The sequence below is a fragment of the Nonomuraea africana genome (genome assembly GCF_014873535.1).
GTDB classification, from domain to species: Bacteria; Actinomycetota; Actinomycetes; order Streptosporangiales; family Streptosporangiaceae; genus Nonomuraea; species Nonomuraea africana.
Genome location: NZ_JADBEF010000001.1, coordinates 2,406,529 through 2,432,821 on the forward strand (window position 1 = coordinate 2,406,529; position 26,293 = coordinate 2,432,821).

A 26,293-nucleotide genomic window follows, 5' to 3' on the forward strand; every position below is an offset into this window, starting at 1 on the left:
TCATCCCTTCTGTCAGGCGGAAACCAGGAGCGCCACGATGGCGGGGCCGAACGCGGTCCCCAGCAGGTAGCACAGGTTGAACAGGCCGATCGCGGCCGCCCTGTGCTCCTCGGGAGCGGCCGAGGTGGCGCGGACCGCCAGCACGCCCTGACCTGAGGCGGCCGCGATCGAGGCGGCGGCCTGGGCGGCCAGCAGGGCGGGCACCCATCCGGTGAAGGCCGCGGTCAGCGCGGCCGCGACGCCCGCGACGACCAGCGCCGTGGTGACGAGCCGTGGCCGTATCCGGGCGGAGGCGGCCACCACGAACCACGACAGACCGCCGCCGAACAGCAGCGGCCACACCATGGCCACGCCGATCTGCGCGGACGTCCAGGTCGTCAGCTCCGTCAGCCGGGCGGGCAGCGCGTAGATCAGCGCGAAGTTGCCCACGGCCAGCGCGAAGGCCGGCCCGGCCGAGCCCAGGAACCGCGGCGACCGGACGAGAACGGCAGGCACGAAACCGTCAGGCGCGCGCCGCAGGTGCAGCGCGAACGCCGCCGCCACGACGATCGCGGCGAGCCCCGCCACCACCGGCTGGTGCGGAACGAACACCAGCGCGGTGACCAGCGCGGTCAGCACGACGGCGCCGGTCGCGTCGAACCGGCCCCGCGACGGCTCCTCGCGCGCCTGACCGAGGACGGCGGGCACCGCCAGCACGGCCACGACCGGCAGCGCGAGCACCACCCGCCACGACAGCAGGTCGCTGAGCAGCGACCCCACCAGCGGTGACACCGAGCCGACCACGGCGAGCGAGGCCGTGGCGACGCCCATCCTGCGAGGGGAGTCGGCCAGGTGCATGGCGAGACCGGTCAGGCCCGCGGCCCCGAGCGCCTGTGCGGCGCTCCCGAACAGGAGGACGGGGAGGGACGGCGCGACGAGGGCGAGGGCCGATCCGGCAAGGACGAGCAGGCCGCACAGCACTGCCGTGGCGCGCACGCCGCGGTGGCCGACCAGCCCCGACATCAGCGGCGTCCCCACCGCGATGCCCCAGCCGAACACCGTCACCAGCCAGGTCGCCGTCGCCGGCGTGCTGCCGAGGCCGCCGGCGACGTCGCCGAGGATGAGCGCGGGGCCGGCGATGCCGAACGACATGGGTCCGGCCAGCACGGCCAGGGAGACGGCGGAGATCTTCGCGTGCCGTACCTGGAGGCTCATCGGAGCTCCATCGCGGGGCAGTCGGTGTAGCCGCGGTGGTCGCCGCCGTAGAAGGAGGCGGGGTCGGCCCGCTGCGCGTAGTACTCGGCCGTCAGGTCGGTCACCAGCCCGCCGTGAGCGCGGCTGCGCGTCATCGGCGCCATCGCCATGCGGTTGGGAAGATCCAGCTTGCCAACGCTGACCTGCTCGAACGGTTCGTTCATGCCGACGAACGTACGAGCGGGGAATGTTCCGGCGCATCAGTAGGATCTACTGGTTCCAGGTACTTGGAGGTTGCGTGCTGTACGGGCGGTCCACTGAGCAGGCCGAGCTCGAATGCCTGATCACCTTGGCACTGCAGGGCGACAGTGGCGCCCTCGTGGTGCGCGGCGAGGCGGGCATCGGCAAGACGGCGCTGCTCGGCTGGGCGGCGGACAGGGCGAGCGCTCTCGGCCTGCGCGTGCTGCGGGTCACGGGTATCGAGCCGGAGGCCGACCTGGCCTTCGGCGGGCTGACGCAACTGCTGTGGCCGCTGCAGGACCGGCTCGACCGGCTGCCCGCGCCGCAGGCCGCCGCGCTGAAGGCGCTGCTCGGGGCCGGCCTGACGCGGGGGCACGACCGCTTCCTCACCGGGCTCGCCGTGCTCACGCTCCTGGCCGACTTGGCGGAGGAGGGCCCGGTGCTCTGCCTGGTCGACGACGCCCAGTGGCTCGACCACGCCAGCGCGGAGGCCATGCTGTTCGCCGCCAGGCGGCTGGCGGCCGAGCGGGTGGCGATGGTCTTCGCCACCCGCGAGGACGGCTTCGCCGCACCCGGCCTGACGGAGCTGCGGCCCTCCAGACTCGACGGCGAGAGCGCGGCCCGCCTGCTGGCCGCGCACGAGGTGGCGCCGGTCCTGCGTGAGCAGGTGATCGCCGAGTCGGCGGGCAACCCGCTGGCGCTGATCGAGTTCGCCGCGGCCAGGCGCGTCCGGTCGACGGAGCCGCTGCACCTGCAGGTGCCGGACAGGGTGCTGTCGTCGTTCCGGGCCCAGATCGGCCGGCTGCCCGAGCGGACCAGGCTGATGGCGCTGATCGCCGCCGCCGAGGGCAGAGGCGATCTCCCCTTGCAGCTGAAGGCGGCCCAGTCGCTCGGTGTCGGCCTCGACGATCTCGAGGAGGCGGAGCGGGCGGGGCTGATCCAGGTCAGCGAGTCGGTCGTCACCTTCCGGCATCCCCTCGTCGCCACCGCCGCCTACCAGGGAGCGGCGCTGGCCCGGCGCGTGGCCGTCCACCGGGCCCTCGCCGAGGCGTCCGACAGCCCTGACTGCCGCGCGCACCACCTGCCCGCCGCGACGGTGGAGCCCGACGCGGGCGTGGCGGCCGAACTGGCCGCCGCCGCCGAGCGCGCCGCCGCCCGCACCGCCTACACCGCCGCCGCCCGGCTGTACGAGCAGGCCGCCAGGGTCGCCATCGACGGGCAGGACCAGGTCGGCTGGCTCACCCGAGCGGCGGCCGCGGCCCTGTCGGGCGGCCATCCCGGCCAGGCCGCCGTCCTGGCCGAACAGGCCGAGCGGGTCGTCGCGCCCGCGCTGCCCGACGCCGAGCTCACCGCGGTGCGCGCGGCGGCGATGTTCGAGCTGGGCGAGGAGGCGGCGGCCGTCCGCCTGCTTCACGACCGTGCCGTCCGCGCGGCCCCGCGCCAGGGGGCGGCCATGCTCCGCACCGGCGTGACCTACGCCTGGTTCACCGGCGACGAGGCCGCGGTGACGGCAGCCGCGGAGAAGCTGGCCGCCCTCGGGAGTCCCGATCCCATGGCCGAGGGACTGTCCCACCTCATGCGCGCCGACTACGCGCGCGGCCTGCCGCTGCTCGTGGACTTCCTGGCCGCCGCCCCCGACACCGAGCGGGCGCTCTACACCGGCCTGATCATCGGGGCCGACGCCGCCACCATGGCCCTGGCCGCCGCCGAGGCGGCGCGCTGCCGCGAGCAGGGCCTCATCGGCGCCCTGCCCCACGTCCTGCAAGTCCTGGCGCAGGCCCAGCTGTGGGCGGGCCTGCACCGCGAGGCCGAGGCCTCGGTGGCCGAGGCCGTCGGCATCGCCTGCGACACCGGCCTGCAGCAGCGCATCGCCTGGCTGAGCGGCGTCACCGCCAGGATCGCCGCGATCGCGGGCGACGAGGCCCGCTGCCGCGGCCTGGTGGCCGCGGCCCCCGACGCCTACCGGGCGACGGGCGCGGCCGTCCTGGGCCTGCTCGAGGTGGGGCTCGGCGACCACGAGGCCGCCCTGAACCGGCTCGAGGCCGCCTGGTCCGGTCCTGGGCGCAACGCCGCGGTGCTGCTGTCGTCCGTCCCCGACCAGATCGAGGCGGCCGTACGGCTGGGGCAGCCCCACCGGGCCGAGGAGCCGCTCGGCCGCCTCCTGGCCTGGGCGGACGCCTCAGGCCAGGCCTGGGCACGGGCCGTGGCCCTGCGCTGCCAGGCACTGACGAGCGATGACGAGACCCACTACGAGGCGGCCCTCCGCCTTCACGCCGAGGGCGGCCGCCCCTTCGAGCACGCCCGCACCCAGCTCCTCTACGGCGAGTGGCTGCGCCGCGCCCGCCGTCCGGGCGAGGCCCGCGGCCCGCTGCACGCGGCCGTGGAGATCTTCACCCGCCTGGGCGCCGTCCCCTGGGCCGGGCGCGCCACGTCCGAGCTCCACGCGACGGGCGAGGCGCCGAGAACCGCCCACCCCGCCCCCGCCGCGGAGCTCACCCCGCAGGAGCTGCACGTCGTACGGCTGGCCGCCTCGGGACGCAGCAGCCGCGAGATCGCCGCCCAGCTCTTCCTCAGCCCCCGCACGGTCGAGTACCACCTGTACAAGGCCTATCCCAAGCTGGGCGTGACGTCCCGGCGCGAGCTCAGCCGCCTGCACCTGGCGTGACGTCCTGGTGTGGGTTCGCTCGACCGGTGGTCAGCTCGCATCGACCGGCCACGCACGAGCGGCGCAACCGGCCCATCGAGATGGTCTGCACCAGGCCGATCGCCCAGCAGGCCGGGCAGCCGCGCAGGGCGAGCAGGCCGACCGGGGCGAGCAGCAGGCTGACCGGCCCGGCCACGGGGACGAGCGCGACCGCCCCCATCAGCGCGCCAAATCCCAGCGCGCCTGCGCGCCCCGCACCAGGTGCCGGGGCAGCGACGTGCCGGCGAAACTTCGATCAGTGCTCATTCCTGCCTCCCATGGCCAGGCCCGAGGTGCCGCTCAGTGTCTGGTTGACCGCCGCGCGGGCCCGATGCAGCCGTGACTTCATCGCAGGGACGCTGAGGCCGAGCGCGTCGGCGACCGTCCGCCCGCTGTACCCCTGGATGTCCCGCATGATCAGCACGCGCCGCTGGTCGGCGGGCAGGGCGGCGATCGCCGCCGCCACCCGGCCCGCTTCGAGGCGCAGCAGCACCTCGTCCTCGGCCGACGGCGCGGGGACGTCCCGGACCGGCGCCCAGTGCCGCAGCACCATCCGCGACCTGCGCAGACACTCGTTGCGGACGATGCGGAACATCCACGACGCCAGCGCGCCGGAGGCCCGCAACATCCCGATCTTGCGGTAAAGGATGATCATCGCTTCCTGCGCGGCGTCCTCGGCGTCCTCGGGCGAGGCGCACAGCGAGTGCGCGAACCGCCGTACGTGCGCGTGCGCGCCGGACACCAGGGCGGCGATCGACTCGACGTCACCGCCCTGCGCGGCGGCGATCAGCCGTTCACCCGGCCAGGCCGTGTCACCCACGTGAACGGCCCCGCCTGCGCAGCACGATGACACTGCACGTGCAGACCAGCACGGCCGCGACGGCGACCAGGGCACCAACGATCACGACAACCTCCGCGTTCTGATCCGGCATTGTCGCCGGACAGATATGAGAGGCGCGAATCCCGCCAAAGGATTCACCCCAGGGCCACCGGGCTACTGCGGCGCAGCCAGTAGGCGAGGACCGCCGCGGCCAGCAGCACCCCCCACAGCGGGTACGGCCAGAGCAGCAGCGCCTCCAGCTGGCCGGTCTCGACCGCGTTGACCACGAGCCCGGGTGAGGCCAGGCAGCAGGCCCCCGCGATCAGCCCGCCCGCGACGACGGGCAGCCGCACGGGGACCGGTCGGCCGTGGAAGAGCGGCACCCAGCGCGGGAACACCTCGCCCCACCTGCTGATGAGCCCGAGGGTCAACACCGTGCCGAGGAGGGCGCCGAAGGCGATGGTCAGGCCCTGCAGCCGGGTGGCGGGGTCCAGCGGCCCGGTCAGGGCGGAGTCGGTGGGCCACGGCGTCAGCCAGGTCAGCCGGTAGAGCGCGTAGGGCAGCGGGCACAGCGCCGCCCCGATCGTGACGAACCGCCCCCACCGGGCCGCCGATTCCGGCCGCGTCCAGCGTGACGGCCCGCCGATCCCGAACGCCCGCACCGCGATAAGCACCCAGACGGCGAAGGCGACGGCGTTGGCCAGCGTCCAGCCCAGCCGTCCCGCGTAGGAGGAGAAGCCCGCGGCGAGGTTGCGCACGAACAGCCCGGCCAGGTCGAGCGAGACCACCCCGGAGACGGCGCCCGCGACCAGCAGAGCGACCAGCGCCACCAGGCCCACGACACCCGACGGCCTGCGGCGGAGGCAGGCCAGCACCACGACGCCGACCAGGGCGACCGGCCCCAGCAGGGCCAGGACGTACCCCAGCGACGACATGATGCCGGCGTCCGACATCACCACCCCGAAGAAGAGGAGTTGCGCGACCGCGCCCACCCGCAGCACCGGCCTCGGCGCGAAGACCAGCGCCAGCCCCGCGAGCCCGGCGGCGACCGTCATCGGCCCCGCCACGTCGTGCTCGATCAGGTGCGAGAGCGACACCGTGACGCGGTCGCGCGCGCCGAAGGGGTAGGCGGCGGGGTTCGTCCACCACAGCGTCCCGACGGCGGTCACCACGAGCGACAGCACCGCGCCGACAGTTCGATCAGTTCTCGTCATGCCGGCCACGCTAGGAACGCAGGCGTCAGGCCACCTCCCCCTGCCGAGGGAGGCCCCTGGATGGGCCGTCGGCTAACGTCGGTCCCCGTGAAGGGCCCTGTCGCCCGCGCCGTGGGCGCGGGCATCTACCAACTCCTGGGCGCCGCGCTGCTGACCCCGGTCGCCGCGGCGCTCGGCCTGGCGATCCTGGCCGAGCCGACACCCGGGCGCGTGCTGGTGCTGTGGGCGGCGTGCCTGCCCGCCGCGGTGCTGCTCGCCATGATGCCGCTGGTCCAGCGCATCGAGGTGGCCGCGCTGGCGGAGCTGCTCGGCGTCGACGTGCCCGAGCGGGCCGACCGGCTCTACCTGGTGGCGCTGACCGGCCTGCACCTGTACGGCGGCGCCACCCTCGGCGGGGGCGTGCTGCTGCTGGCTCCCGGGCTGGTCCGGCTCGGCGACCTGTGGCGCGAGGCGCCCGGTGAGATGGCCGAGGTGCTCCTGCTCACCGCCGCCGCTCTGGCCGCGATGGTCGCCAGCGGCCTCGGCCAGCGGTGGGCGGCGCGCCGGCTGCTGCGCGCCGAGCCGTCCCGCACGATCGAGGAGCTCGGCCGCCGCCAGACCCTCGTGCTGGAACTGCACGACTCGGTCGGCCACGCGCTCAGCGTCGTCCTGGTGCAGGCCATGGCCGCCCAGGCGGCGCTGCAGCGGCCGCAGGCAGGGGTCGCGGAGGCCGACCAGTCGCTCGACCACCTGGTGACCACCGCCCGCGACGCCCAGCAGGACCTCGACGTGCTGCTCCGCGTGCTCGACGACGGCGACACCGCCGAGGGGCCCACGCTCGACGCGCTCGACATGCTCACCCGCGGCCTCGACGTGCGCGCGAGCGTCGGCCGCCTCGACCGCGTCCCCGCCCCGACCTCGCGCGCGGCGTACGCGATCGCCAGGGAGGCGCTCACCAACGCCCTGCGCCACGGGCGCGGCCCCGTCACCCTCGACGTCGCCGTCGGCGACGCGCTGGTCCTGACCGTGGAGAACGCCACGGCGGGCACCCCCGCCAGGGAGGGGCGCGGCCTGACCGGCATGCGCATGCGGGCCCGCCTGGCCGGCGGGACGTGGACACGGAAGGAGGTGGACGGCACATGGCGCATCCAGGCGACGCTGCCGCTGTGATCCGCGTCGTCCTGGCCGACGACGAGAAGCTGATCCGCTCGGGATGGTCGACGATGCTCTCCCTCCACGACGACATCGAGGTCGTCGGCGAGGCCGCCGACGGCGGCGCGGCCATCGAGGCGGGCATCGGCGCGGACGTCGTGCTGATGGACGTCCGCATGCCCCGCGTGGACGGCCTGGCCGCAACCCAGGAGCTCGCCCGCCGCTCGCCCGCGACGCGGGTCATCGTGGTCACCACGTTCGAGAACGACCAGCTGGTCTGGGGCGCCCTGCGCGCCGGCGCCGCGGGCTACGTGCTCAAACGCGCGCCGGCCGGCGAGCTGGTGGACGCCATCCGGCTGGTCCACACCCGCGACGCGGTGCTCTTCCCCGACGCGCTGCGCCGCATCGCCTCCCCTCATCACGGGACGGCGCAGCCGCGCCCCGCGGTCGAGCTGACCCCGCGCGAGCTGGACGTGCTCCGGCACATCGCCCACGGGCAGAACAACGCGGAGATCGCGGCGACGCTGTACGTGTCGAAGGAGACGGTCAAGACGCACGTCCGCAACGTCCTGGACAAGCTCGGTGCCCGCGACCGCACCCAGGCGGCCGTCCTCGCCTACGAACGGGGCCTCGTCTTCGCCGGCACCGGCGACCCGAGCGCCCCCTTCTCCCCGACGGGCTAGCCTCGCATCGGCTCTCCCCGAGATCCCGGGCCCCCGAAGCCGGGGCCCGGCCCGCCCGGAGCGGGCGTGGAGCCGGGCCCCTCGATGGTCAGTACCGTACGGTCACCGCGGCCGTCGCGGTGGTGGTGTTGCCCGCCCGGTCCACCGCCTCGTAGGTGATCGTGTAGACCCGGCTGTCGCCGCCCTCCCGCTCCGCCCTCAGCAGGAAGGAGAGGTCGGCGGTGCCGTACTCGGCCTCCTGGACGTCGTCCTCGCCGCCGGGCTCGTCACTGACGACAGAGACCAGCGTGACCGTCACGGGACCCGCGTCGGTCGCCTCCGCCGCGAGGTCCACAGGGACGAGCTTGTGGTTCGGCGGCCACAGCCGGGTACGGCTCGGCGTCACGGCCAGCGCGGGAGCCGTCCTGTCGACCTGCACGGTGAGCGACCGCGCCGGCTCGACGTTTCCCGCCTTGTCGACGCTGCGGAAGGTCAGCGTGGACCGGCCGTCCCTGTCGAACACGATGGGACGGGAGTAGCCGGCCCACTCGCCGTCGCCGAGGTGGTACTCGGTGCGCGCGACCCCCGATCCCTCGTCGGTCGCGGTGAGCGTGACCGTGACGGGGGCGGCGCTCCAGCCGTCTGGGACCTCGGAGGCGGTGGTGGCCGGGGCCTTGCCGTCCGTCTCTGCGGCATGGTGGATCGTGAAGCCGTCGACGATGAAGTAGTCGGCGCCTCTCTTCACGCCCTTGATCGTGTGCCTGCCCGGCGTCAGGCCCGTCTTGGCGTAGACGACCTTCTGGTAGATCCGGGTGGGGCTGGAGTTGTCGATCGTGGTGTCGAGCTCGCCGTCGAGGTAGATGTCGACCTTGCCCTCGTCGGAGTTGACCTGGGCGATGTACTCCACGCCGGTGCCGTGGAAGGCGAGCTCGAAGGCGTCGCCGTCGGCCTGCGTGGCGTGCAGGTTGTCGAGGCTGGACTTCGCGCCGCCCCGCCGGTCGTTCTTCCAGTCCCAGCCGGAGCCGGTGTAGACGACGCCGGAGACGTTGTCGATCGTCTCGGCGCCGCTGAACCTGGGCACGCTCAGCTCGGTCGGCGCCTGGTTGCGCCAGATCGTCAACGCCAAAGTCCGGCCGGCGGGGACGAGGTTGTAGACCTTCCAGAAGCTGTTCCTGTCGGTGACCTCGACGCCGTCGATCTTTCTGATGACGTCGCCGGTGCGCAGGCCCTTCCGCGCCGCGTAGGAGTCGGCGGGCACCGCCTTGAGGAAGAGCCCGTCGTAGTCGGTGAGCCCCACCGACGACTTCACCTCGTCGCTGTGGATCTCGGTGGCCGTGGCGCCCATGACGGGCTCGGCCAGGCTGCCGAGCGTCATGCCCTGCTCGGCCTGCCGCCAGGTGAGCGGCGGCGGGGTGGGCGCGCCCTGCCTGCCGAAGCCGGTCATCGGGAACGGCTGGAAGCCCAGCGCCAGGGCGGGGGAGTCGGGCTTGAGGGTGTAGTCGAGCTTGGCGGGGTCGGTGTAAGGGCTGGACCCGGCGAACCCGGGGTCGGCGACGACGGAGTGGGTGTCGAGGCCGCGGGCCCGCCAGGCGTCGGTGATGTCGCCGACCGGCCTGCCGTTGTTCCAGAAGAGGTTCCTGTCGTAGACCGTCCTGGACGTCGCCGGGTCGCTCTGGATGAAGTCGTAGGGGTCGTCGGTGACGAAGACGTTGTTCTCGATCAGGTCGCCGTTGTCGGCGTAGGAGACGTGGAAGTGGCCGCCGCCGTTGACGAAGATGTTGTTGCGGACCGTCCTGTGGAAGCCCTCGCGCAGCTTCACCCCGCCGTTGAGCAGCAGGTTGTCGGTGACCTCGTAGTTGGAGGAGCCGTCGTCGAGGTCGACGTCCCAGTGGGAGGAGTGCCAGATCCGGTTGTGCCGGATCCTGGTGGTCTCCATCGCGTCGAGCTTGGCGTAGCCCTTCTTGACCGCGTCGCTCGCGTCGAGCGGCCAGAACCTGTCGCGGCCCCACGAGTTGACCGGGCCGTGGTCGGAGGTCTCCTTGACGCAGTCGAAGATGTCGTTGTCCTCGATCACGTGGCCGCCCCACGTGCCGTCGTTGATGTCGACGCAGGCGCGCGGGCCGTCGTGCACGGTGTTGCCCGAGACGGTGACCCTGCGGCTCATCGAGATCTGCACGCCCGAGGTCTGCTTCTCGAAGCGCCCGTTGCCGGTCATGTGGTTGCCGCTGATCAGGATGTCGCGCGGGTAGTCCTCGGTCTTCGGGCCCGGCGTCGTGTCGGTGATCGTCTTGCGCATGCCGTCCCAGGTGGACCGCTCGCGGACGGCCTCGTGCGAGCCGATCACCGCCACGTCGGTCGCGCCCGAGCGGCGGAACTCGTTGCCGGAGACGGCGTTGGCCTCGTTGTAGCCGTCCATGAAGACGCCGTTGCCGCCGACCTGCTCGAACCGCGAGTCGCGGATGGTGATCTTCCTGGTGTTCTTCAGGTAGACCGCGCCGGCTCTGACGATCGCCCAGTCACCGAGCTGCAACTTCTCGTACGGCCTGCTGAACAGCGTGCGGTGGGTCTGGGTGAAGGTGAACCCGGCGAAGGTGATGTCGTGCACGGGTGCGGCGGGCGAGTCGCCGACGACCTTGATCAGCTCCTCCCGCTCGGCGGTCTCGACCCGCACGCTCGCCAGGTCCACGCCCTGCGGCGGCTGGAGGTAGAGCCTGCCCGCGCTCTTGTCGTAGAACCACTCCCCGGGGGCGTCGAGCTCCTCGAGGACGTTCTCCACCATGCGCTTCTCGGGGTGCAGGCCGCTGCCGCGGTTGTTGTCGCCCACCCATTGCAGCACCGGGGCGCCGTCGGCGGCCACCCCTGTGACCTTGAAGGAGTTGCCGCCCCACTCGCCCTGGTGCAGGCCGCGGACCAGCGCGGTCGTCGGGTTCTTCCACCGGGCGACCCTGGCGGGGGAGATCGCGTCGGCCGCGTAGCCGTCGAGCACGGCGACCTTCGCGTCGACGTTCGGGTATCTGGCCAGGACCTGCCGGTCGCCGTCGAGGAACAACTCGTCGAAGTCGAGCCCCGCCCCGATGTCGGCCACCTTGACGGCGCCCTCGTGCGTGCTCCACGAAGGGGTCAGCCGCCGGCCACCGCTGATCACCACCTGCTCGCCGGGCGCGGCCACGTAGGTCACGGGCGCGGCGGCCGTACCGGAGTCGGCGGGAGTGAAGGTGAGGGGCGCGCTCAGGTAGTGGGTGCCGCCGCCGACGTGGACGCGCAGCGGCCCCGTCGCGGAGGGCAGCGCCTGACGGACGGCGCGCTGGGCCCGCTCGATCGTCCTGAACGGCGCCGCGGCGGTGCCCTCGGCCGCGTCGTCGCCGTCGACGGCGACGTGGAAGGTGGTGTCGGCGGCGAGCGCCGTGGTGGGGGAGAGGACGGCCAGCCCGCCCGCGGCCACAGTGGCCGCAAGCAGGAACCGCCAGGGCTTGCCGGAATTCACGTGCCCTCCAACGTCCTGCGGTGCCATGCGCGATGGTGCGCGCCCGGCCCGGATTTCGCTCATTGTGGCAGCGGGCCTCCGGTGAGGACGATCACGGCGAGATCACATTTCATCCGATCAATAGTGCGGAGATCTCTGACTCATCGCACCTATGTCACCTTGTGTCCCATTAGAGTTCGGATCTCTCTGCAGCTGGCCGTGGAAGATCGGGCCGGTCGCGGCATACCTGCCGGGGGAGCGGGTAGGCACGGCGGCATGCTCGGGAGCGAGACGCGGACGTGGGAGGACACACCATGGGCCTAGACGAGACCACCAGGCAGTTGCAGCTCGCCCTGCACGACGCGCAGGTCGCGTTCGACTGCATCGGGCTCGGCCACCTCGATCGCGCGCACACGCACGTGATCACCGCCAGGGCGGCGCTGGACGCCGCCGAGGCCACGCTGCGTCACGCGTTGGACGAGCTGTCGCCTGCTGCGGCCGCGCGCGAAGGGGCGCAGGTCATGGACGCCCTCGAAGGGCAGGAAGCCGGGCGCTGATCGCGTCCGCCCCAGGCGGTGCGGAGCGCCCACCCCCGATCTGGTTAAGTGATGACTTTGCCGATCGATCGAGGGGACTGTGCACATGGCGCTCACCCACTGGGGTTTCATCTACACGGCCGCCGGCAGCGAGGCCGGTGGATCCGTCAGCGTCGCCGACACGGGTCAGTGCCGCACCGTGCTGGTGGGGGTGCAGAAGCCCGAGGAGGGGATCGAGGTCGCGCGCCGCCTGGTGGCGGAGGGTGTCCAGCTCATCGAGTTGTGCGGCGGGTTCGGGCCGGTCTGGGCCGGGCGCATCATCGAGGCGATCGACGGCGCGGTCCCCGTGGGCACCGTCGGCTACGGACCTGAAGCGGTCGACCAGGTCCACGCGATCTTCTCCTGACCGGCGGCGTGGTCACAGTCCCGAGGTCGCCTCGTCCGGCTGCGCGACGCGGTCTGGCGCGCTCGGATGGGCGGCGGCGTCTCCAGCGGCCCCTCCGGCGGGGTCGCCGGTGTCGCATCGGCCCCGGCAGTAGCCGTTGGTCACGATGAGCCGCCCCCGGACGGAGGTGTAGGCCTCGGGCGGGACCGGAGTGATCACTCCCTGGCAGACCTGACACACGTTCACTTCGCTGGCACTCATCGGCCTCCCCTTCGAGAGCCGGACAGGAGAGGAGGCCGGCCTGCCTCCCCGCACGGGCCGACTGCCACAGAAGGAAGCATAGAGTAGTCGCGTGGTTACGTGAGGTACTTTCACGCCCCTCTTTCAACCCCTCGTCCGCGGGGGGTCGCCGAGCCTGGGGGAGATGTCCAGCGGGGCGGGCGCCCCGGCGCTCACCCCATCAGGTGAACGGCCAGCAGAGTGGTCCAGGTGAAACCGATGGCGACGGTGATCCGCTGGAACAGGCCGCCCAGCCCAACCAGTGACGGCACCTGGGCGAATCCCACGCTGGAGACGGCGAACATGGCGAAGAAGGCCACGCCGGTGGCCACGGAGTAGATGCCCCAGCCGGGCTGACTCCGGTGCAGGAGGTCGACGCCGAGCACGATGGCGGAGATCGGCCAGGCCACGAAGGTCGGGACCGACACCAGGTCGTGCAGCGCGCCATTGCGGGTGTGCTTCTCGAGTCTGTCGGGGGTGCCGGGCGGGTAGCCGCTGATGGGATCGGTGACGAACAGCCCCGCGCCGACGAGTCCCAGCCCGTGCAGGCCGATCAGCACGGGAACCAGGACCGAGTCGAGCGCCTGCCGGAGGCCGACCGCGAAGGCCACGGTCAGCAGGCCCGTGACGATGAAGTTGACCGTCTGGACCCAGCCGTGCTCGCCGAGGGCCAGCGAGCTGACCGGGTGCCGTAACTGGCTGTAGGACCGGCGCACGGTGCCCGCGACCAGGAAGGTGAGGATGAACAGCGGGCCACTGACCGCGCCGCAGACCAGGAAGAACGTCGTCATTGTGCCGCCTCTGCATCGGACTTGTGAGCAACCTACGTTGACTAAACGGTATTAGTCAACTCCAGTTGCTTTTCGAAAGCCGTTGATCGAGGATCGGATGCCCTGGCAGGCTCGGTCGACGGGCCGGCGGGTGAGGAGGACTTCTGTCGTGTCGACGGATGAGAGAGTGCTGCGGCACTACGCGCTGAACGACGAAGCCGGACGGCTCTGGACGACCGCCCGTGGCACGCTCACCCGCCTGCGCACCTGGGACATCTTCGAGCGGTTCCTCCCCGGAGGCGGGCGGGTCGCCGACATCGGCGGCGGCCCCGGCGCCCACGCGTCGCGTCTCGCCGCGCTCGGCTACGACGTCGTGCTGGTCGATCCGGTGCCACAGCACATCGACCAGGCGTCCGGCGTCGGCGGTTTCTCGTGCCGGATCGGAGACGCCCGCAGCCTCCCGCTGCCCGACGCCGGTTTCGACGCGGTGCTGCTGATGGGCCCGCTGTACCACCTCGCTGACGCCGCGGACCGGCGGCTGGCGCTGCGAGAGGCCTTCCGGGTGCTGCGTCCAGGGGGACGGCTGCTGGCCGAGGTCATCGGCCGCCACACGTGGATCGTCGACGCGACCTCCCGGAAGCTGCTGGACGACCCCGGTGTCTGGGACACCTTCGAGCTGAACCTGCGCACGGGGCAGAGCAACGATCCCGGCAGCGTCCCCGATGAGGTCTTCTGGGCGTACTTCCACCGGACGGAGGAGGTGGGGCCCGAGGTGGAGGGGGCCGGCTTCGTCCATGAACGGCTGGTGGCCGTGGAGGGGTTCGCCTGGCTGCTGGGCGATCTCGAGGAGTTGCTCGGCCGACCGGAGAGCCTGCTGCGTGCGATCCGTCTGACCGAGTCGGAGCCGTCCATGCTGGGGGTCAGCGCGCACCTGATGGCAGTGGCCTCGAAGCCGGCCCCAGGCCCACACTGACACCCTGCTCGCATCCGACGGCGACGCGCCCCACCGCGGCGGGCGCGGACGGCGACCGGACCCGCCGCGTCGCGCCGGGGACGGCGTCGACCGCCCTCGCGCGTCGCGTCCGGACGGCGGCGCCTCCTCCTCACGGTGTCGCGCTCCCGGGGTGCCTTCTCGCGCTCAAGGAGACGGCAGGCCGGCGCCCCCGGGACTGGGACAGCGGCGCCTCCTAGCACGTCGCGTCCCTGATGGCGGCGCCTTCTCACGGCGTTGCGCTCCGGGGCGCCTTCTCTCGCTCAAGGAGACGGCAGGTCCCGCGCCGTGCCCCCGGGGTGGGCCGAGGGGTGGCACCAGGCCCGCGGAGTGACCGCGGTCGAGCGCACCCCGGGGGCGAGGCCTCAGTTGTCAGGGGCGCTGGCGTACCGGGTGAACGCCGGTTCCGCCCCTGGCGTACCGGTGAACGCTGGTTCGGCCCCTGGCGTACCGATGAACGCCGGTTCCGCGCCCGCGCTCCTCTGGGCCTGGGCGCATCCGGGTGTGCTCGCAGGGGTGTGAGACTCGCGTCGCCGATGGTCGCGCGACGCCGCGCCGACCGATCTTCGGTGGCGGCTGGGGCCCTACTGGGACCGGATCGCGTTCACCACCAGCGCGATGAAGGCGAGGGTCGCCCCGCCGACCAGGAGCATGCTCCGGACCGCCGACCAGGCCGCCGATCGGGCGCCGGTGATTCTCCCCGCCGCGTCGGCCGCGTCCTTCACCGCTTTGCCCCAGCCTCGCCAGGTGTCCAGCGTCCGCTGGAAGCGACGTCCGACGAAGAACAGGACCATCGCGATCACGATGACGAGAACGACCCGACCGTCCGAGCTTTCCATAGGCACTCTCCCCGCTACGGCTCAACGTGCCGCAAAAATACGACAAAGAACGGGGGCCGGGCCAGAGGAAATCCTCGCCCGGACGGCCCACCGCCCCGCCGTCATCTGGGTGGAACGGAACCGCGCCGGCCACTCCGTCATCTGGGCGGTACGGCGGAGCGGGGGCCGCTCCGTCATCTGGGCGTGCGGCGGAGGCGGTACGGCGCCGCGGAGGCTTCCGGCGAACCGCTCGGGAGGCTAGTGTTTGGGCAAACGACCAAGGCAATCACCCAAATCGCTTGCTCAAGGAGGCTGAAATGGCGGAAGCGTCAGCGGAAAGGGGCCGGGCGACGCGTCAGCGCCTGCTCCAGGCCGCCGTGCCGCTGGTCGGTGAGGTGGGCTGGGGCGCCGTGACCACCCGCCTGGTGGCGGAGCGGGCCGGGGTGAACCCGGCGCTGGTGCACTACCACTTCGCGTCGGTGACCGACCTGCTCATCGCCGCCTGCACCGGCCACGCACGGCTGCTGATCGAGCGGAGCGCGAAGGAGCTGACCGAGCACGCCGACGTGTCCGAGGGCGTCGACTGGCTGCTGGGCGAGCTGTCCCGCTACTCGGGGACGGACCCGGAGTCCCTGCCCCTGGTCGAGGCGTTCCTGGCGGCCGGCCGGATTCCCGGCCTACGGGCCGAGCTGGCCGTCATCGCCGCCGAGTTCCGCGCCCACGTCGCCGAGTGGCTGCGCGCCCACGGGCACGACCACGACGCCGACGCCCTCGCCGGGCTGCTCGCGGCCGTCGTGGACGGCGTGATCCTGCACCGAACCGTCGACCCCGACCTGGACGTCGCCGCCATGGTCCGTCCACTACGCCGCCTGTTCACCCAGGGAGTGACACCGTGAAGACGCTCATCTGTGGAGCCGGTATCGCCGGCCTCACCCTGGCCTGGCATCTGGAGCGCTCAGGCTGGGACGTCGAACTGGTCGAACGAGCGGCCCGCTTCCGCGACGGCGGCTACCTGATCGACTTCTACGGCCCCGGACTGGAGGTCGCCGAGCGGATGGGCCTGCGCGGGCGGCTGGAGGCGCAGAGCTACACCATCGAAGGCCTCACCTACCGGGACGAGCGCGGCCGCGCGTCCAGCCGCCTCGACATGCCGGGCGACTTCGCCCAGCTCATCAGTCTGCTGAGAGGCGACCTCGCCGCGGCCGTGCTGAGCGACGTCCGCGCCCCCATCCGGTACGGCACCAGCGTGGCGGCGGTGGAGGAGCGCGCGGACGGTGTCACGGTCACGCTCACCGACGGCTCGCGGCGCGAGGTCGACCTGCTCGTCGGGGCCGACGGCGCCCACTCCCGGGTCCGTGACCTGGTCTTCGGCCGCGAAGAGGAGTTCGTGCGCTACCTCGGCCACCACATCGCCGTCTTCCTCCTCACCGACAAGGCGCTGAACGCGGCCATCGGCAGGCGCTACCAGGCGCTCACGGTGCCGGGGAGGTCGGCGGGCGCCTACGCGCTGCGGGACGACGCGCTCGCCACGATGTTCCTGCGCCGGGAGCCCGACCCCGCCCTGCCCGTCGACCCGGCCGAGAGCCTGCGCCGGCACTTCGGCGAGCTCGGCTGGCTCGTCCCCGGCCTGCTTGCCCACTGCCCCGACGACCCGGCGGAGATCTTCTACGACCAGGTCGTCCAGATCGAGATGGACCGCTGGAGCCGCGGCCGCGTGGTCCTTCTCGGCGACGCCTGCCAGGCCGTCTCGCTCTTCGCCGGGCACGGCTCGTCGGTGGCCATGGCCGCCGCCTGGGTCCTGGCCGACGAGTTGCGCGGCGCCGGAGACCGTCTCTCCACGGCCCTCGCCGCCTACGAGGATCGGATGCGGCCGACCATCGAGCGCACCCAGGCGCTGGGACGCCGGGTCGTCGACTGGATGGCGCCCTCCACCCGGTGGCGGATCGGCGTCCGCGACGGGTTGCTGCGCCTCGCGACCCTGCCCGGCATCAGCCGCCTGCTCCTCAACTCCCTCACGCCCGGCACGCACAGCCTGGCCGGCCGCCGTCCCACCGAGCTCCGCGACCTCGCCAAGCACTGATCGCGGATGTCTCGAAGCGCCTTGCCACCGTGAGCGGGCAGCCCGCCGTCACCGCCGCGGGCTGCCCGCGCTCTTCGGCCCGCCGTACCGGCCGGGCCACGGTCGTCACCGCCTCGTAAGAATTGACGGGAGCCCGCGCTTCTACGCTGAACACGTGATCACACTGCGAGTGGGAGCCCTCCTGGCATCGGCCGCGTTGCTGGTGAGCGCGTGCGGCAGCGCCGGGCCGGGCGACGCGGCCACCCCGGCCCGAGGCGAGGACCCGATGCCGGTGACCGTGACGTCCGCGCCCGCACCGTCCACCCCTGCACCGAGCCAGGCGACGACGGCGCCGGTGCCCGCCGCGCTGGCCTTCTCCGCCACGACGCTGGACGGCGCCGCCTTCCAGGGCGCGAGCCTGGCGGGCCGGCCGGTGGTGTTCTGGTTCTGGGCGCCCTGGTGTCCCAAGTGCCGGTCCGAGGCGCCCGCCGTGAAGGTCGCGGCCGTGAAGTACGACAAGGTCGCCTTCGTCGGCGTGGCAGGGCTCGACACCGAGTCGGCGATGAAGGAGTTCGTCCAGCGCACGAGGACCGGCGACATCATTCACCTCGCGGACACGAAGGGCGCGGTGTGGACCAAGCTGGGCGTCAGCGAGCAGTCCACGTTCGTGTTCATGAGACCGGACGGCTCCACCGAGAAGGCCTCAGGCCCGCTCGGCCACGACGAGTTGGACGGCCACCTCCGCAAGCTGCTCGAAGGGTAGGGTCCGCCGTGCCCGTCGCCGGTCGGGAGGGGCGCGCGTGAACGTCGCCGACCTGCCCCTCGCCCTGGCGCTCACCGCCGGGATGGTGGCCGCGTTCAACCCGTGCGGGTTCGCGATGCTGCCCGCCTACCTCACCCTGCTGATCACGGACTCCGCGCAGGCCGGTCGACCCCCTGCGGGTGGCGCCACCGGCGGTCGCGGACCCGTCACCAGGGCGCTGATTCTGTCAGCCGCCATGACCGCCGGATTCGTCACGGTCTTCGTGCTGTTCGGGCTCCTCGTCCACGCGCTGGCCGTCTCGGTCGGCCGCTACCTGCCCTGGGTGACCGTCGTCATCGGCGTGGGCCTGACCGTGCTCGGACTCTGGCTGCTGAGCGGCCGCGAGCTCCTGCTGCGCCTCCCCGGGCTCGCCACCGGCCGTCCCACCACCTCGCCGCTGTCGCTGTACGGCTACGGCCTGTCGTACGCGATCGCCTCTCTGTCCTGCACGGTGGGGCCGTTCCTGGCGGTGACGTCCGCGTCGCTTGCGGGCGGCGGCGCGCTCGGCGGCCTCGCGGCCTTCGCGGCGTACGCGCTCGGCATGGGCCTGGTCGTCGCGGTGCTGTCCCTGGCGGTGGCGCTCGCCCGCGCCGCCGCGGTGGCCAGGCTGCGGCGGCTGCTGCCGTACGTCTCCAGAGCCGGCGGCGGCCTGCTCGTCCTGGCGGGGCTGTACGTCTGCTACTACGGCTTCTACGAGCTGCGCGTTTTCGCGGGAGGGGAAACCGACGACCCGATCGTGGGCGCCGCGACAGCCGTCCAGGGCGTGCTGGCCGGCTGGCTGGCGGCTCTGGGGCCTGGTTGGATCACCGTCGCCCTGGCCGCGCTCATCGGCGGCGCCTTCTTCGTCCGCGCGGTACGGCGGCGCGCCCGCGCCTGAGGCCGCGCACCGCCTGCCCGCCGGTTCACCGGGAGGGTGATCAGGATGTGGCGGTTTCCCGTAAGGAGCTCGGCGGAATTCCGCAATGGTCCTGGCCCAGGCGGCGTCAATAGCGTGGCGAAGTGCTGAGAAATACCTTTGCCGCGCTCTTCCTGGCCCTTCTTCCCTCCTCCGGCCATGTCCCGCCACACGACCTCGCTCCTGCGGCAGTGGACGAGTTCATCGGGCACTACCGTGAGGCGACGGGGTTGCCCGGGGTCGCGATCGCGATCACCAAGGGGACGGAGGTCGTCCACGCCGCCGGGTACGGCGAGACCGCCTCCGGTGATCCCGTGACAGCCGACACCCCCATGGCCGTCGCGTCGGTCAGCAAGTCCTTCACCTCCCTCGCCGTCATGCAACTGGTGGAGAAGGGCAAGGTCGAACTCGACCAGCCGGTGCGCCGCTACCTGCCGGAGTTCACGATGGCGGATCCGCGGGCAGCGAAGATCACCGTACGGCAGCTGCTCCATCAGACATCAGGCATGGCCGACTCGGCCTTCCGTGAGAAGAGCCTGCCCCAGCCCGAGACGCTCGAAGGCGCCGTGGCACGGCTCAAGACGGCGAAGCTCGCCGCGGACCCGGGGACCACCTTCAGCTACCACAACACCAACTACCAGGTCGCCGCCCGGCTCGTCGAAGTGGTGAGCGGCCGGCCGTTCGCGGCCTATCTCCAGGCGCAGGTGTTCGCGCCGCTCGGCATGCGCCACAGCACCACCATCGACACCGACCGCGATCTGCCCGGCAGCGCCCGCGGACACCTGTACGTCCTCGGCCAGGCCGTCGCCCTGCCTGAGCCCACCGGGTTCGGCAACGGCTCCGGCGGAGTCCTCAGCACCGCCAACGACCTGGCCCGCTGGCTGATCGCGCAGCACAACGGCATCCTGTCCCCGCAAAGCGTCAAGGAACTGCGCACCCCCTCCAGACAGAACGACACGTATGCCCTCGGGTGGTCGATCGGCAAGACCGAGCGCGGCACCCCTGTCATCGAGCACGGCGGCGACCTTTTCACCTCGACGGCCCATCAACTGCTCATGCCGGAATCCGGGTACGGCGTCGCGATCATGGCCAACACAGGCATGGCCTTCGCCGACGCCGGTGCCCTCATGGACGGCGTCGTCGACCTGATCGAGGGAGGCGCGCCCGAGATCCCCTCCTTGGCGTCCTCGCTGGTCATCGACCTGCTCTTCCTGCTGCTGACCCTGGCGACCGCCGGGCTGGCCGTACGTGGCGTGGCCCGCTCGCGGCGGTGGGCCGCCCGCCGTACGGGATGGCGGCGATGGCGGCTGCTGCCCTATCTGGCGCCGCTCGCGCTGTGCGCGACGATCACCCCGATCTTCCGGGTGCTCGCCCGGGGCGGAGACATCATGTGGGTGCAGGTGGCCTATCTCTACCCGACATTCATGATCTGGCTGGTGGCCGCCGCGACCGCCGGCACGGCGGTGGTGGCCGCACGGCTCTACCACGCCGTCCGGCTGCGACTGCGACGAGTGGGCGACCAGGCATCCTGAAGCACCGCCGGCCGCGTCAGGATTCGCCCAGGCGGCAGGCGAGGTAGTGGGGGATCGACGCGGTGGCCGTGGCGCCGAAGCGAGTGGCACCCAAGCTCCTACGTGGCCGACTGGTACGCACTCAAAGTCGACTTCACCGTCGCAGCACCCGCCCACCCTCCGAAGCCGTCGGACGGCACCGCCTCGACCAGGCCACAGGACCGGCAATCGCCTGGTCAGGGCTCAACCCTCATGACGTGATGTGAGCCAGTAGTAATCACCGGCTGCCGACAGTCCATCGAATGGCCCTGAGGTCGCATCCCCGCGCTGGTGTGCGTCAGTTCGCGATTCGGCCGAGGAAGTCGGCGATGAGCGGGGCGATCTCCGGCAGGTTCTCCTCCAGGGCGAAGTGCCCGGTGTCGAACAGGTGCAGTTCGGCGTTGGGCAGGTCGCGCAGGTAGGCGCGGGCCCCGGGTTCGGGGAAGAACGGGTCGTTGCGGCCCCAGGTGATGAGGGTGGGCGGGGTGTGGCTGCGCAACCACTCCTGCCAGACCGGGTACCGCGCGACATTGGTGTGGTAGTCGAAGGCCAAGGCGATCTGGGCTTCCTTTCGGCCCGGCAGGTCGAGGAAGTGCTGGTCGAGCGTCCACCCGTCCGGCGCGATCAGTTCGGGGCGGGCAACGCCGCTTTCGTACTGACCGCGCGTGCCCGAGAGGGTGAGCAGGTCGCCGATGGTGTCGTCGGCGCCTGGCGTCTGGGGACGCAACGCGATGAAGTCGCGGGCGCCCGCCGACAGGCCCTCCTCGTAGGCGTTGCCGTTCTGCACGATCAGGCCCGCGATCTGCTCGGGGTGGCGTTCGGCGAGCCTGAAGCCCACCGGCGCGCCGAAGTCGAAGACGTACATCACATAGCGGGTCAGCCCGATGCGCTGAACGAAGCCCTCTGTGATGTCGGCGAGCCGGTCGAAGGAGTAGGTGAAGCCCTGCGGCGCCTGGGTGTGGCCGAAACCGGGGTAGTCGGGCGCGATCAGCCGGAAGCGGGACCCCAGCACGTCGATGAGGCGGCGGAACTGGTGAGAGGCGGAGGGGAATCCGTGCAGGAGCAGCAGCGCGGGGGCGTCAGGCCGCTCGGGCAGCGACTCGCGGTAGAAGACGCGGACGCCGTCGACGTCGACGTGGCGGTGAGCAGTGCGGGCGATCAAGGGCAAGGACATGTCTAATGCCTTTCAAGCGTCATGATGCATTAGGTGTAGCGATCACGAGTCTAATGTGTCAAGTCGGCGATGTAGCATTAGGTCGTGAGTAATCTCGCCGCCCTCACCGGAGAGCCGCTGGCCCTGGACCTGGTCAACACCCGCCCGTCCTCGGGTGACCTGCTTGCCACCCCCGACGACCTGCGCGCCTGGCTGGCCCTCCAGTACGACCGCCTTCCCGATGCGCGGGAGTGGGCCGCCGAGCTCGCCGCCCCGGACCTGGACGCCGTGCACGCCGTACGGCAGCACACGGCCGACGCCCTCGAGTACGCCCGCCACGGCACCCGGCCCCCCGACGCCGACCTGGAGGCGCTCAGCCAGGCCCAGCGGGCCGCGCCCGCGATCCACGAGCTGATCTGGGACGGCTCCAAGGTCACCGCCCTCCGGCGGCGCACCGGCCCGGCCGGCGCACGGCTGGCCGCCTGCCTCGCCGAGGCCGCCGCCGACCTGCTGGCCGACCCGGCGGTCACCGGAATCCGGCAGTGCGAGGCCGACGACTGCGTCATGCTGTTCTTGCCCGCCCACCCGCGCCGCCGCTGGTGCTCGGCCGCCCGCTGCGGCAACCGCGCTCGCGTCGCCCGCCACTACCAACGCAACAAGCGCGCCTGAGCGTCAGCAAGGCTGTTGTCGTCGGATCCGTCTCAGCTCAGGCTTCTCCTGCCGCGAGGACCGCGTGCGAGTGCCAGGAGGTCCGGGATGGCCGGGTGCCCCTGCCCCTCGCGCCAGGCGAGGACGACGGGAACGGCCGGCGCGCCCGCGAGCGGGCTGTAGACCAGCGAGGGGTGCGTGTAGTTGCTCGGGGTGGCCGACGTGTTGGGCGGGAGTTTGGCCCGGCCTGACGCAGATGTCAGCCCGAGCGGCATCCGCGGCCACCAACCCACAGCATTCCGCTTTCGTGATGTTGCCGCCACTATTGGGCCCAATACTCAGACTTAGATGACTAAATCTGCATTAAATCGCCTTTAGTCATGCATAAAGCTACATTTGGGCCTTGACGAGTGATCAACGCGCGGTCACAGTTTCTCCAACCCCCTCATTGGAGACCTGATGGACCGTCGACGTTTCCTTACCACGATCGCGGCCACCACCGCCGCCTACTCGCTCCTGCCTGACAGCCTGGTGCACGCACTGAGCCTGCCCGCGCCCACCGGCGGGCTGGAGGTGGTCAAGCACGTCGTGGTCTTCATGCAGGAGAACCGGTCGTTCGACCACTACTTCGGCAGCCTGCGCGGTGTGCGCGGCTACGGCGACCGCAACGCGCTGACCCTGCGGGCCAACAGGAAGCCGGTGTTCTACCAGCCCAACGGCACCGGTTACGTGCTGCCGTACGGCACCGACAGCCACCAGCTGGCCGGCACGCCGCACGGCTGGGCCGACGGACACCAGGCCTGGAACAAGGGCAGGTACGACCAGTGGGTGCCGGCCAAGGGCGCCCACACCATGTGCTTCTACGACCGAAGCGACCTGCCCTTCTACTACCAGCTCGCGGACGCGTTCACGATCTGCGACGCCTACCACTGCTCGGTCATGGGCGCCACCAGCCCGAACCGCAGCTACCACGTCACCGGCATGATCGGCAACGAGCCCGACGGCAGCCGCGCCACCGGCAACGCCGCCTACAGCGAGGACACCCACGCCGGATACACCTGGACGACCTACGCGGAGCGGCTGGAGTCCGCGGGCCGGCCGTGGAAGGTGTACCAGGAGTGGGACAACTACCAGAACAACAACTTCGAGTTCTTCCAGGTCTTCAAGGCGGTGGCGCGCAAGGCGCTGGCCCCGCTGGGACTGAAGAGCATGAACACCTTCTACGGCAGGGTGCGCGCGGCCGGTCAGTCCGAGCGCCAGACGCTGCTCGCCAGGCTCGACGAAGGCGTCAGGACGCTGACCCCGGCCGAGCGCAGCCTGTTCGAGCGGGCGCTGCGCCGGGTGCCGGACGGGCAGCTGACGTCCTCGTTCCGCGCTGACGTCGCCAACGGCACGCTGCCCGCCGTGTCGTGGATCGTCGCGCCGGAGAGCCAGTGCGAGCACCCGTCGTCCGACGGCCCGAGCACCGGATCCGAGCTGGTGTGGCAGGTGCTGGACGCGCTCGCGTCCAACGAGGCGGTGTGGAACCAGACGGTGTTCCTGCTCAACTACGACGAGAACGACGGCTACTTCGACCACGTCCCGCCACCGGTCCCGCCTGCCTCGGCGGCCACCGAGTACGTGAGCGGCCAGCCGATCGGGCTCGGGCCCCGGGTGCCGCTGCTGGTCGTCTCGCCGTGGAGCCGCGGCGGCTACACCTGCTCCGAGCTGTACGATCACACCTCGGTGCTGAAGTTCCTCGAGAAGGTCACCGGGGTGGTGGAGAGCAACATCAGCCCGTGGCGGCGCGAGCTGTGCGGCGACCTCACCGCGGCCCTGGACACCACCACCTCTGACGTCTATCCCGGCTTCACCCGGCCGACGCCCACCGCGGGCACCGGCGCGTCGAAGCCGTCGCCGCCGAGCCCCCAGACGTTCCCGCGCCAGGAGCCGGGCACGCGCCTGAAGCGCAAGCTGCCCTACCAGCCCAACGCCAACGCCAGGCAGGCCAAGTCCACCGGACGGGTATGGATCGACATGATCAACCAGGGCACCGCCACGACCCACTTCACGGTCTACGCCAACGACCACCGCACCGACGGCCCCTGGCGTTACGACGTGAGCCCTGGGCGCACCGTGTCCGACTATTTCAGCGTTCAGTCGTACGGGGGCGGTAAGTACGACCTGACCTGCTTTGGCCCGAACGGCTTCGCCCGCCGCCTCGCCGGCGACCTCAACGCGCCCGGCGTCACCGCCGAGGTCTCCGCCGCCCTCAGCCTCAGCGAGGGCGGCCTGGTCACGCTCACGTTCACCAACACCGGGACCTCGGCGGTGACCTTCACGGTCAAGGCGGACGCCTACCGCACTGACGGCCCGTGGACCTACACCGTCCCCGCCGGCGGGACCAGCTCGGACTCCTGGCGAGCAGGCGCCTACGGCGACCGCTGGTACGACCTGACCGTCACCGTCAGCACCGATGCGAGCTTCGCCAGGACGTTCCGCGGCTACATCGAGAACGGCTCCCACGGCGTCACCGGCTAGCTATCCCCGCCACGCGCTCCGCGCGTCCTCATGCCGGCGCGCGGGGCGGGTAGGGCATCCCGGCCTCGGGCGAAGGGACGTGTTGAGTTCCGCCAGCCGTCCGGCGATGCCTTCAGCGGGCGGTGCGGACGGTCAGCCACGTGGCCCCGACCACGCGGTACCCGAGTTCCGAGAAGAGGTAACCGGCCACGGCCGTCATGTGGTGCGCGCCCCACGGCACGCCCACCATGACGTGCTCGTCGCCGCGCTCCCGGTGGACCTGCGCGATGTGATCGAGCAACTGCCTGTCCCGATCGTGGAGCATGGCCTCCCGCCAGGAGTTCTTCAACCGTCCACCGGCCCACCCGTCATGGCCGGTGAGATCCGTGATGTCGATGGCGCGCCGGGGGAACCTGATGGTCATCAGCCAGTCGGGCACCGCCGTGAGGGCGTCGACGACGACGTCGAACCATCGGGCCGGCCCGGCTTCGCCACCGAGGTCGGGCCACAGGAGAGGAATCCCGAGCGACTCGAGGTCGAGCGCCGTCGTCTGGTGCACGAGGCCGTCGACGCGGATCCTGGCGACCTTCCTGTGCATGGACAGGAAGGTCTTGGGCTCTCCCTCGGCCACGATCAGGTCGCAGCCGCGCAGCAGCTCCGACACCTGCTCGTAGAAGGCCCGTTCGGCGACGTGCACCATGGGGACGAGGAGGAACCTCATCCCCGAGCCACGCCACCCGAAGGTGAGGACGGCCGACCGGACGCCGATGACGCTGGTCTCGATGAACTGCATGGGCCACCGCCGTCGCTCCGGGAAGACGACCTCCGAGAGGATCAACGCTTCCCAGAGCCGTGAAGCTCCCGACGCGGTGAAGATCCCGGTGACTGACATACCGGCCACTCCGGGGGCCGGACCCTCCGCGGCCCAGCTCTGCGCCGCGGCTCAGCTCTGCGCTGCGAAGCTCTGCATTCAGCTCTGCATTCAGCTCTGCGCCAGCGGTTCAGCTCGGCGTGAGCCGTATGACGGCGCGGTCGCCGGCCAGGCTGATTAGTTTCAGCCGTACGCCGTCGATCCGGGCGGGCGCGTCCGGCCGGAGGGAGACCTCGCCCTCGTCGCGGCAGCGGCCGTTGACGCAGGTGCTGGTGACGCTGACGCTCATCCCCTCGACGCTCAGCCCGCCGGAGAAGCCGAGCATCGTGATCACGACCTCGTCCCGATCGAGGGACTCGACGGTGAACTGCCGCACGCCGAACCCCTCGTCGAGCCTGATCCGGTCACCGGTCCTGAGCTCGATCTCGCAGTCAGCGTCCGCGCACTCCTTGCCGTTCGTTTCGGCGGTGGGCTCCGGCGAGGCAGCCGCCGACGCCACGGCCGGTGCGGCCGTCGTCGGCCCCGCCGCGGGGATGGGTGGCGGCGCGGCGACAGGTGTGCGCGGGGCGCTCTGCGAACCGGTGCACGCGGCGAGCACGGATATGAGGACGGCGATGACGAACCGGACAGGAAGCGGCATAGTCATGGTGT

At 71.8% G+C, this 26,293-nt stretch carries 26 protein-coding genes; 13 read left to right on the top strand and 13 right to left on the bottom strand.

Going from position 1 to position 26,293, the window contains the following annotated elements:
* Positions 1-12: 12 nt before the first annotated feature.
* Together H4W81_RS11225 and H4W81_RS11230 are read right to left on the bottom strand one after the other, a co-directional pair.
* A complete protein-coding gene (locus H4W81_RS11225; RefSeq protein ID WP_192774751.1) occupies positions 13-1,194 on the bottom strand; it encodes an MFS transporter in 1,182 nt (393 codons plus the stop codon).
* Entirely contained in the window at positions 1,191-1,397 is a 207-nt protein-coding gene (locus tag H4W81_RS11230; protein WP_420538717.1) for an oxidoreductase, read from the bottom strand. Before H4W81_RS11230 ends, H4W81_RS11225 begins: the two co-directional genes overlap by 4 nt.
* Before the next feature lie 74 nt (positions 1,398-1,471).
* Between H4W81_RS11230 and H4W81_RS11235 the strand changes: the two genes are divergently transcribed.
* Positions 1,472-4,078, top strand: coding sequence for a helix-turn-helix transcriptional regulator (locus tag H4W81_RS11235; RefSeq protein ID WP_192774752.1), 2,607 nt, complete (start codon positions 1,472-1,474; stop codon positions 4,076-4,078).
* Here the strand turns inward: H4W81_RS11235 and H4W81_RS11240 are convergent.
* The 3 genes from H4W81_RS11240 to H4W81_RS11250 all read right to left on the bottom strand — a co-directional run bounded on the left by H4W81_RS11240 (position 4,056) and on the right by H4W81_RS11250 (position 6,130).
* Positions 4,056-4,277: a hypothetical protein gene (locus H4W81_RS11240; protein WP_225958555.1), complete on the bottom strand. Its 222-nt coding sequence runs from the start codon at positions 4,275-4,277 to the stop codon at positions 4,056-4,058. The genes H4W81_RS11235 and H4W81_RS11240 overlap by 23 nt on opposite strands.
* 75 nt (positions 4,278-4,352) lie before the next feature.
* A complete protein-coding gene (locus H4W81_RS11245) occupies positions 4,353-4,916 on the bottom strand; it encodes an RNA polymerase sigma factor (RefSeq protein ID WP_192774753.1) in 564 nt (187 codons plus the stop codon).
* A 155-nt stretch (positions 4,917-5,071) separates the two neighbouring features.
* Positions 5,072-6,130 carry a hypothetical protein gene (locus tag H4W81_RS11250; protein ID WP_192774754.1) on the bottom strand — a complete coding sequence of 353 codons (1,059 nt, stop codon included), beginning with the start codon at positions 6,128-6,130 and terminating at the stop codon, positions 5,072-5,074.
* An 87-nt stretch (positions 6,131-6,217) separates the two neighbouring features.
* Here H4W81_RS11250 and H4W81_RS49230 point away from each other — a divergent pair, with 87 nt between their 5' ends.
* Together H4W81_RS49230 and H4W81_RS11260 are read left to right on the top strand one after the other, a co-directional pair.
* Positions 6,218-7,279, top strand: coding sequence for a sensor histidine kinase (locus H4W81_RS49230; RefSeq protein ID WP_192774755.1), 1,062 nt, complete (start codon positions 6,218-6,220; stop codon positions 7,277-7,279).
* On the top strand, positions 7,276-7,944 hold the full coding sequence (locus H4W81_RS11260) for a response regulator transcription factor (RefSeq protein WP_318781669.1): 669 nt from the start codon (positions 7,276-7,278) through the stop codon (positions 7,942-7,944). Before H4W81_RS49230 ends, H4W81_RS11260 begins: the two co-directional genes overlap by 4 nt.
* 88 nt (positions 7,945-8,032) lie before the next feature.
* Here H4W81_RS11260 and H4W81_RS11265 read toward each other — a convergent pair whose 3' ends face one another.
* Positions 8,033-11,407, bottom strand: coding sequence for an OmpL47-type beta-barrel domain-containing protein (locus tag H4W81_RS11265; protein ID WP_192774757.1), 3,375 nt, complete (start codon positions 11,405-11,407; stop codon positions 8,033-8,035).
* Positions 11,408-11,700: 293 nt separating this feature from the next.
* Here H4W81_RS11265 and H4W81_RS11270 point away from each other — a divergent pair, with 293 nt between their 5' ends.
* Together H4W81_RS11270 and H4W81_RS11275 are read left to right on the top strand one after the other, a co-directional pair.
* Positions 11,701-11,943 carry a hypothetical protein gene (locus H4W81_RS11270; RefSeq protein WP_192774758.1) on the top strand — a complete coding sequence of 81 codons (243 nt, stop codon included), beginning with the start codon at positions 11,701-11,703 and terminating at the stop codon, positions 11,941-11,943.
* Between the two features lie 85 nt (positions 11,944-12,028).
* On the top strand, positions 12,029-12,328 hold the full coding sequence (locus tag H4W81_RS11275) for a DUF6506 family protein (protein ID WP_192774759.1): 300 nt from the start codon (positions 12,029-12,031) through the stop codon (positions 12,326-12,328).
* Between the two features lie 12 nt (positions 12,329-12,340).
* Here H4W81_RS11275 and H4W81_RS11280 read toward each other — a convergent pair whose 3' ends face one another.
* Positions 12,341-12,568: a hypothetical protein gene (locus H4W81_RS11280; RefSeq protein WP_192774760.1), complete on the bottom strand. Its 228-nt coding sequence runs from the start codon at positions 12,566-12,568 to the stop codon at positions 12,341-12,343.
* A gap of 191 nt (positions 12,569-12,759) precedes the next feature.
* Positions 12,760-13,377 (bottom strand): DUF998 domain-containing protein, encoded by a 618-nt coding sequence (locus H4W81_RS11285; RefSeq protein WP_192774761.1) that lies wholly within the window; start codon positions 13,375-13,377, stop codon positions 12,760-12,762.
* Positions 13,378-13,525: 148 nt separating this feature from the next.
* Between H4W81_RS11285 and H4W81_RS11290 the strand changes: the two genes are divergently transcribed.
* A complete protein-coding gene (locus H4W81_RS11290; RefSeq protein WP_318781670.1) occupies positions 13,526-14,329 on the top strand; it encodes a class I SAM-dependent methyltransferase in 804 nt (267 codons plus the stop codon).
* A gap of 602 nt (positions 14,330-14,931) precedes the next feature.
* Here H4W81_RS11290 and H4W81_RS11295 read toward each other — a convergent pair.
* Positions 14,932-15,186 carry a hypothetical protein gene (locus H4W81_RS11295; RefSeq protein ID WP_192774763.1) on the bottom strand — a complete coding sequence of 85 codons (255 nt, stop codon included), beginning with the start codon at positions 15,184-15,186 and terminating at the stop codon, positions 14,932-14,934.
* Between the two features lie 296 nt (positions 15,187-15,482).
* On the opposite strand from H4W81_RS11295, the gene H4W81_RS11300 reads away from it, so the two are divergent.
* The 5 genes from H4W81_RS11300 (at position 15,483) to H4W81_RS11320 (ending at position 20,453) form a co-directional block, all read left to right on the top strand.
* The gene (locus H4W81_RS11300) at positions 15,483-16,061 is read left to right on the top strand and encodes a TetR/AcrR family transcriptional regulator (protein WP_192774764.1); all 579 of its coding nucleotides are present in this window, start codon (positions 15,483-15,485) and stop codon (positions 16,059-16,061) included.
* Positions 16,058-17,245 carry an FAD-dependent oxidoreductase gene (locus H4W81_RS49235; protein ID WP_192774765.1) on the top strand — a complete coding sequence of 396 codons (1,188 nt, stop codon included), beginning with the start codon at positions 16,058-16,060 and terminating at the stop codon, positions 17,243-17,245. The genes H4W81_RS11300 and H4W81_RS49235 overlap by 4 nt, the downstream gene beginning before the upstream one ends.
* Positions 17,246-17,399: 154 nt before the next feature.
* Positions 17,400-17,987 (top strand): redoxin domain-containing protein, encoded by a 588-nt coding sequence (locus H4W81_RS11310; RefSeq protein ID WP_192774766.1) that lies wholly within the window; start codon positions 17,400-17,402, stop codon positions 17,985-17,987.
* A gap of 37 nt (positions 17,988-18,024) precedes the next feature.
* On the top strand, positions 18,025-18,903 hold the full coding sequence (locus H4W81_RS11315) for a cytochrome c biogenesis CcdA family protein (protein WP_318781671.1): 879 nt from the start codon (positions 18,025-18,027) through the stop codon (positions 18,901-18,903).
* Between the two features lie 122 nt (positions 18,904-19,025).
* Positions 19,026-20,453: a serine hydrolase domain-containing protein gene (locus tag H4W81_RS11320; protein ID WP_192774767.1), complete on the top strand. Its 1,428-nt coding sequence runs from the start codon at positions 19,026-19,028 to the stop codon at positions 20,451-20,453.
* Positions 20,454-20,769: 316 nt separating this feature from the next.
* Here H4W81_RS11320 and H4W81_RS11325 read toward each other — a convergent pair whose 3' ends face one another.
* On the bottom strand, positions 20,770-21,645 hold the full coding sequence (locus tag H4W81_RS11325; RefSeq protein ID WP_192774768.1) for an alpha/beta fold hydrolase: 876 nt from the start codon (positions 21,643-21,645) through the stop codon (positions 20,770-20,772).
* Between the two features lie 84 nt (positions 21,646-21,729).
* On the opposite strand from H4W81_RS11325, the gene H4W81_RS11330 reads away from it, so the two are divergent.
* Complete coding sequence (locus H4W81_RS11330) at positions 21,730-22,293, top strand: CGNR zinc finger domain-containing protein (RefSeq protein ID WP_192774769.1); 564 nt, start codon at positions 21,730-21,732, stop codon at positions 22,291-22,293.
* A 32-nt stretch (positions 22,294-22,325) separates the two neighbouring features.
* Here the strand turns inward: H4W81_RS11330 and H4W81_RS11335 are convergent, their stop codons facing one another.
* A complete protein-coding gene (locus tag H4W81_RS11335) occupies positions 22,326-22,547 on the bottom strand; it encodes a type 2 periplasmic-binding domain-containing protein (protein WP_225958556.1) in 222 nt (73 codons plus the stop codon).
* A gap of 184 nt (positions 22,548-22,731) precedes the next feature.
* Here H4W81_RS11335 and H4W81_RS11340 point away from each other — a divergent pair, with 184 nt between their 5' ends.
* Positions 22,732-24,792: a phosphocholine-specific phospholipase C gene (locus H4W81_RS11340; RefSeq protein ID WP_192774770.1), complete on the top strand. Its 2,061-nt coding sequence runs from the start codon at positions 22,732-22,734 to the stop codon at positions 24,790-24,792.
* A 112-nt stretch (positions 24,793-24,904) separates the two neighbouring features.
* Here H4W81_RS11340 and H4W81_RS11345 read toward each other — a convergent pair whose 3' ends face one another.
* The gene (locus H4W81_RS11345) at positions 24,905-25,564 is read right to left on the bottom strand and encodes a hypothetical protein (RefSeq protein WP_192774771.1); all 660 of its coding nucleotides are present in this window, start codon (positions 25,562-25,564) and stop codon (positions 24,905-24,907) included.
* Positions 25,565-25,772: 208 nt separating this feature from the next.
* Positions 25,773-26,282: a hypothetical protein gene (locus H4W81_RS11350; RefSeq protein WP_192774772.1), complete on the bottom strand. Its 510-nt coding sequence runs from the start codon at positions 26,280-26,282 to the stop codon at positions 25,773-25,775.
* Positions 26,283-26,293 lie beyond the last annotated feature (11 nt).

Coding starts and splice junctions, on each gene's coding strand:
- H4W81_RS11275 (WP_192774759.1), top strand. CDS start 12,029: ATGGCGCTCACCCACTGGGGTTTCATCTACACGGCCGCCGGCAGCGAG.
- H4W81_RS11280 (WP_192774760.1), bottom strand. CDS start 12,568: ATGAGTGCCAGCGAAGTGAACGTGTGTCAGGTCTGCCAGGGAGTGATC.
- H4W81_RS11225 (WP_192774751.1), bottom strand. CDS start 1,194: ATGAGCCTCCAGGTACGGCACGCGAAGATCTCCGCCGTCTCCCTGGCC.
- H4W81_RS11345 (WP_192774771.1), bottom strand. CDS start 25,564: ATGCAGTTCATCGAGACCAGCGTCATCGGCGTCCGGTCGGCCGTCCTC.
- H4W81_RS11285 (WP_192774761.1), bottom strand. CDS start 13,377: ATGACGACGTTCTTCCTGGTCTGCGGCGCGGTCAGTGGCCCGCTGTTC.
- H4W81_RS11250 (WP_192774754.1), bottom strand. CDS start 6,130: ATGACGAGAACTGATCGAACTGTCGGCGCGGTGCTGTCGCTCGTGGTG.
- H4W81_RS11240 (WP_225958555.1), bottom strand. CDS start 4,277: ATGGGGGCGGTCGCGCTCGTCCCCGTGGCCGGGCCGGTCAGCCTGCTG.
- H4W81_RS11340 (WP_192774770.1), top strand. CDS start 22,732: ATGGACCGTCGACGTTTCCTTACCACGATCGCGGCCACCACCGCCGCC.
- H4W81_RS11300 (WP_192774764.1), top strand. CDS start 15,483: ATGGCGGAAGCGTCAGCGGAAAGGGGCCGGGCGACGCGTCAGCGCCTG.
- H4W81_RS11335 (WP_225958556.1), bottom strand. CDS start 22,547: ATGCCGCTCGGGCTGACATCTGCGTCAGGCCGGGCCAAACTCCCGCCC.
- H4W81_RS11295 (WP_192774763.1), bottom strand. CDS start 15,186: ATGGAAAGCTCGGACGGTCGGGTCGTTCTCGTCATCGTGATCGCGATG.
- H4W81_RS11325 (WP_192774768.1), bottom strand. CDS start 21,645: ATGTCCTTGCCCTTGATCGCCCGCACTGCTCACCGCCACGTCGACGTC.
- H4W81_RS11350 (WP_192774772.1), bottom strand. CDS start 26,282: ATGCCGCTTCCTGTCCGGTTCGTCATCGCCGTCCTCATATCCGTGCTC.
- H4W81_RS11230 (WP_420538717.1), bottom strand. CDS start 1,397: ATGAACGAACCGTTCGAGCAGGTCAGCGTTGGCAAGCTGGATCTTCCC.
- H4W81_RS11270 (WP_192774758.1), top strand. CDS start 11,701: ATGGGCCTAGACGAGACCACCAGGCAGTTGCAGCTCGCCCTGCACGAC.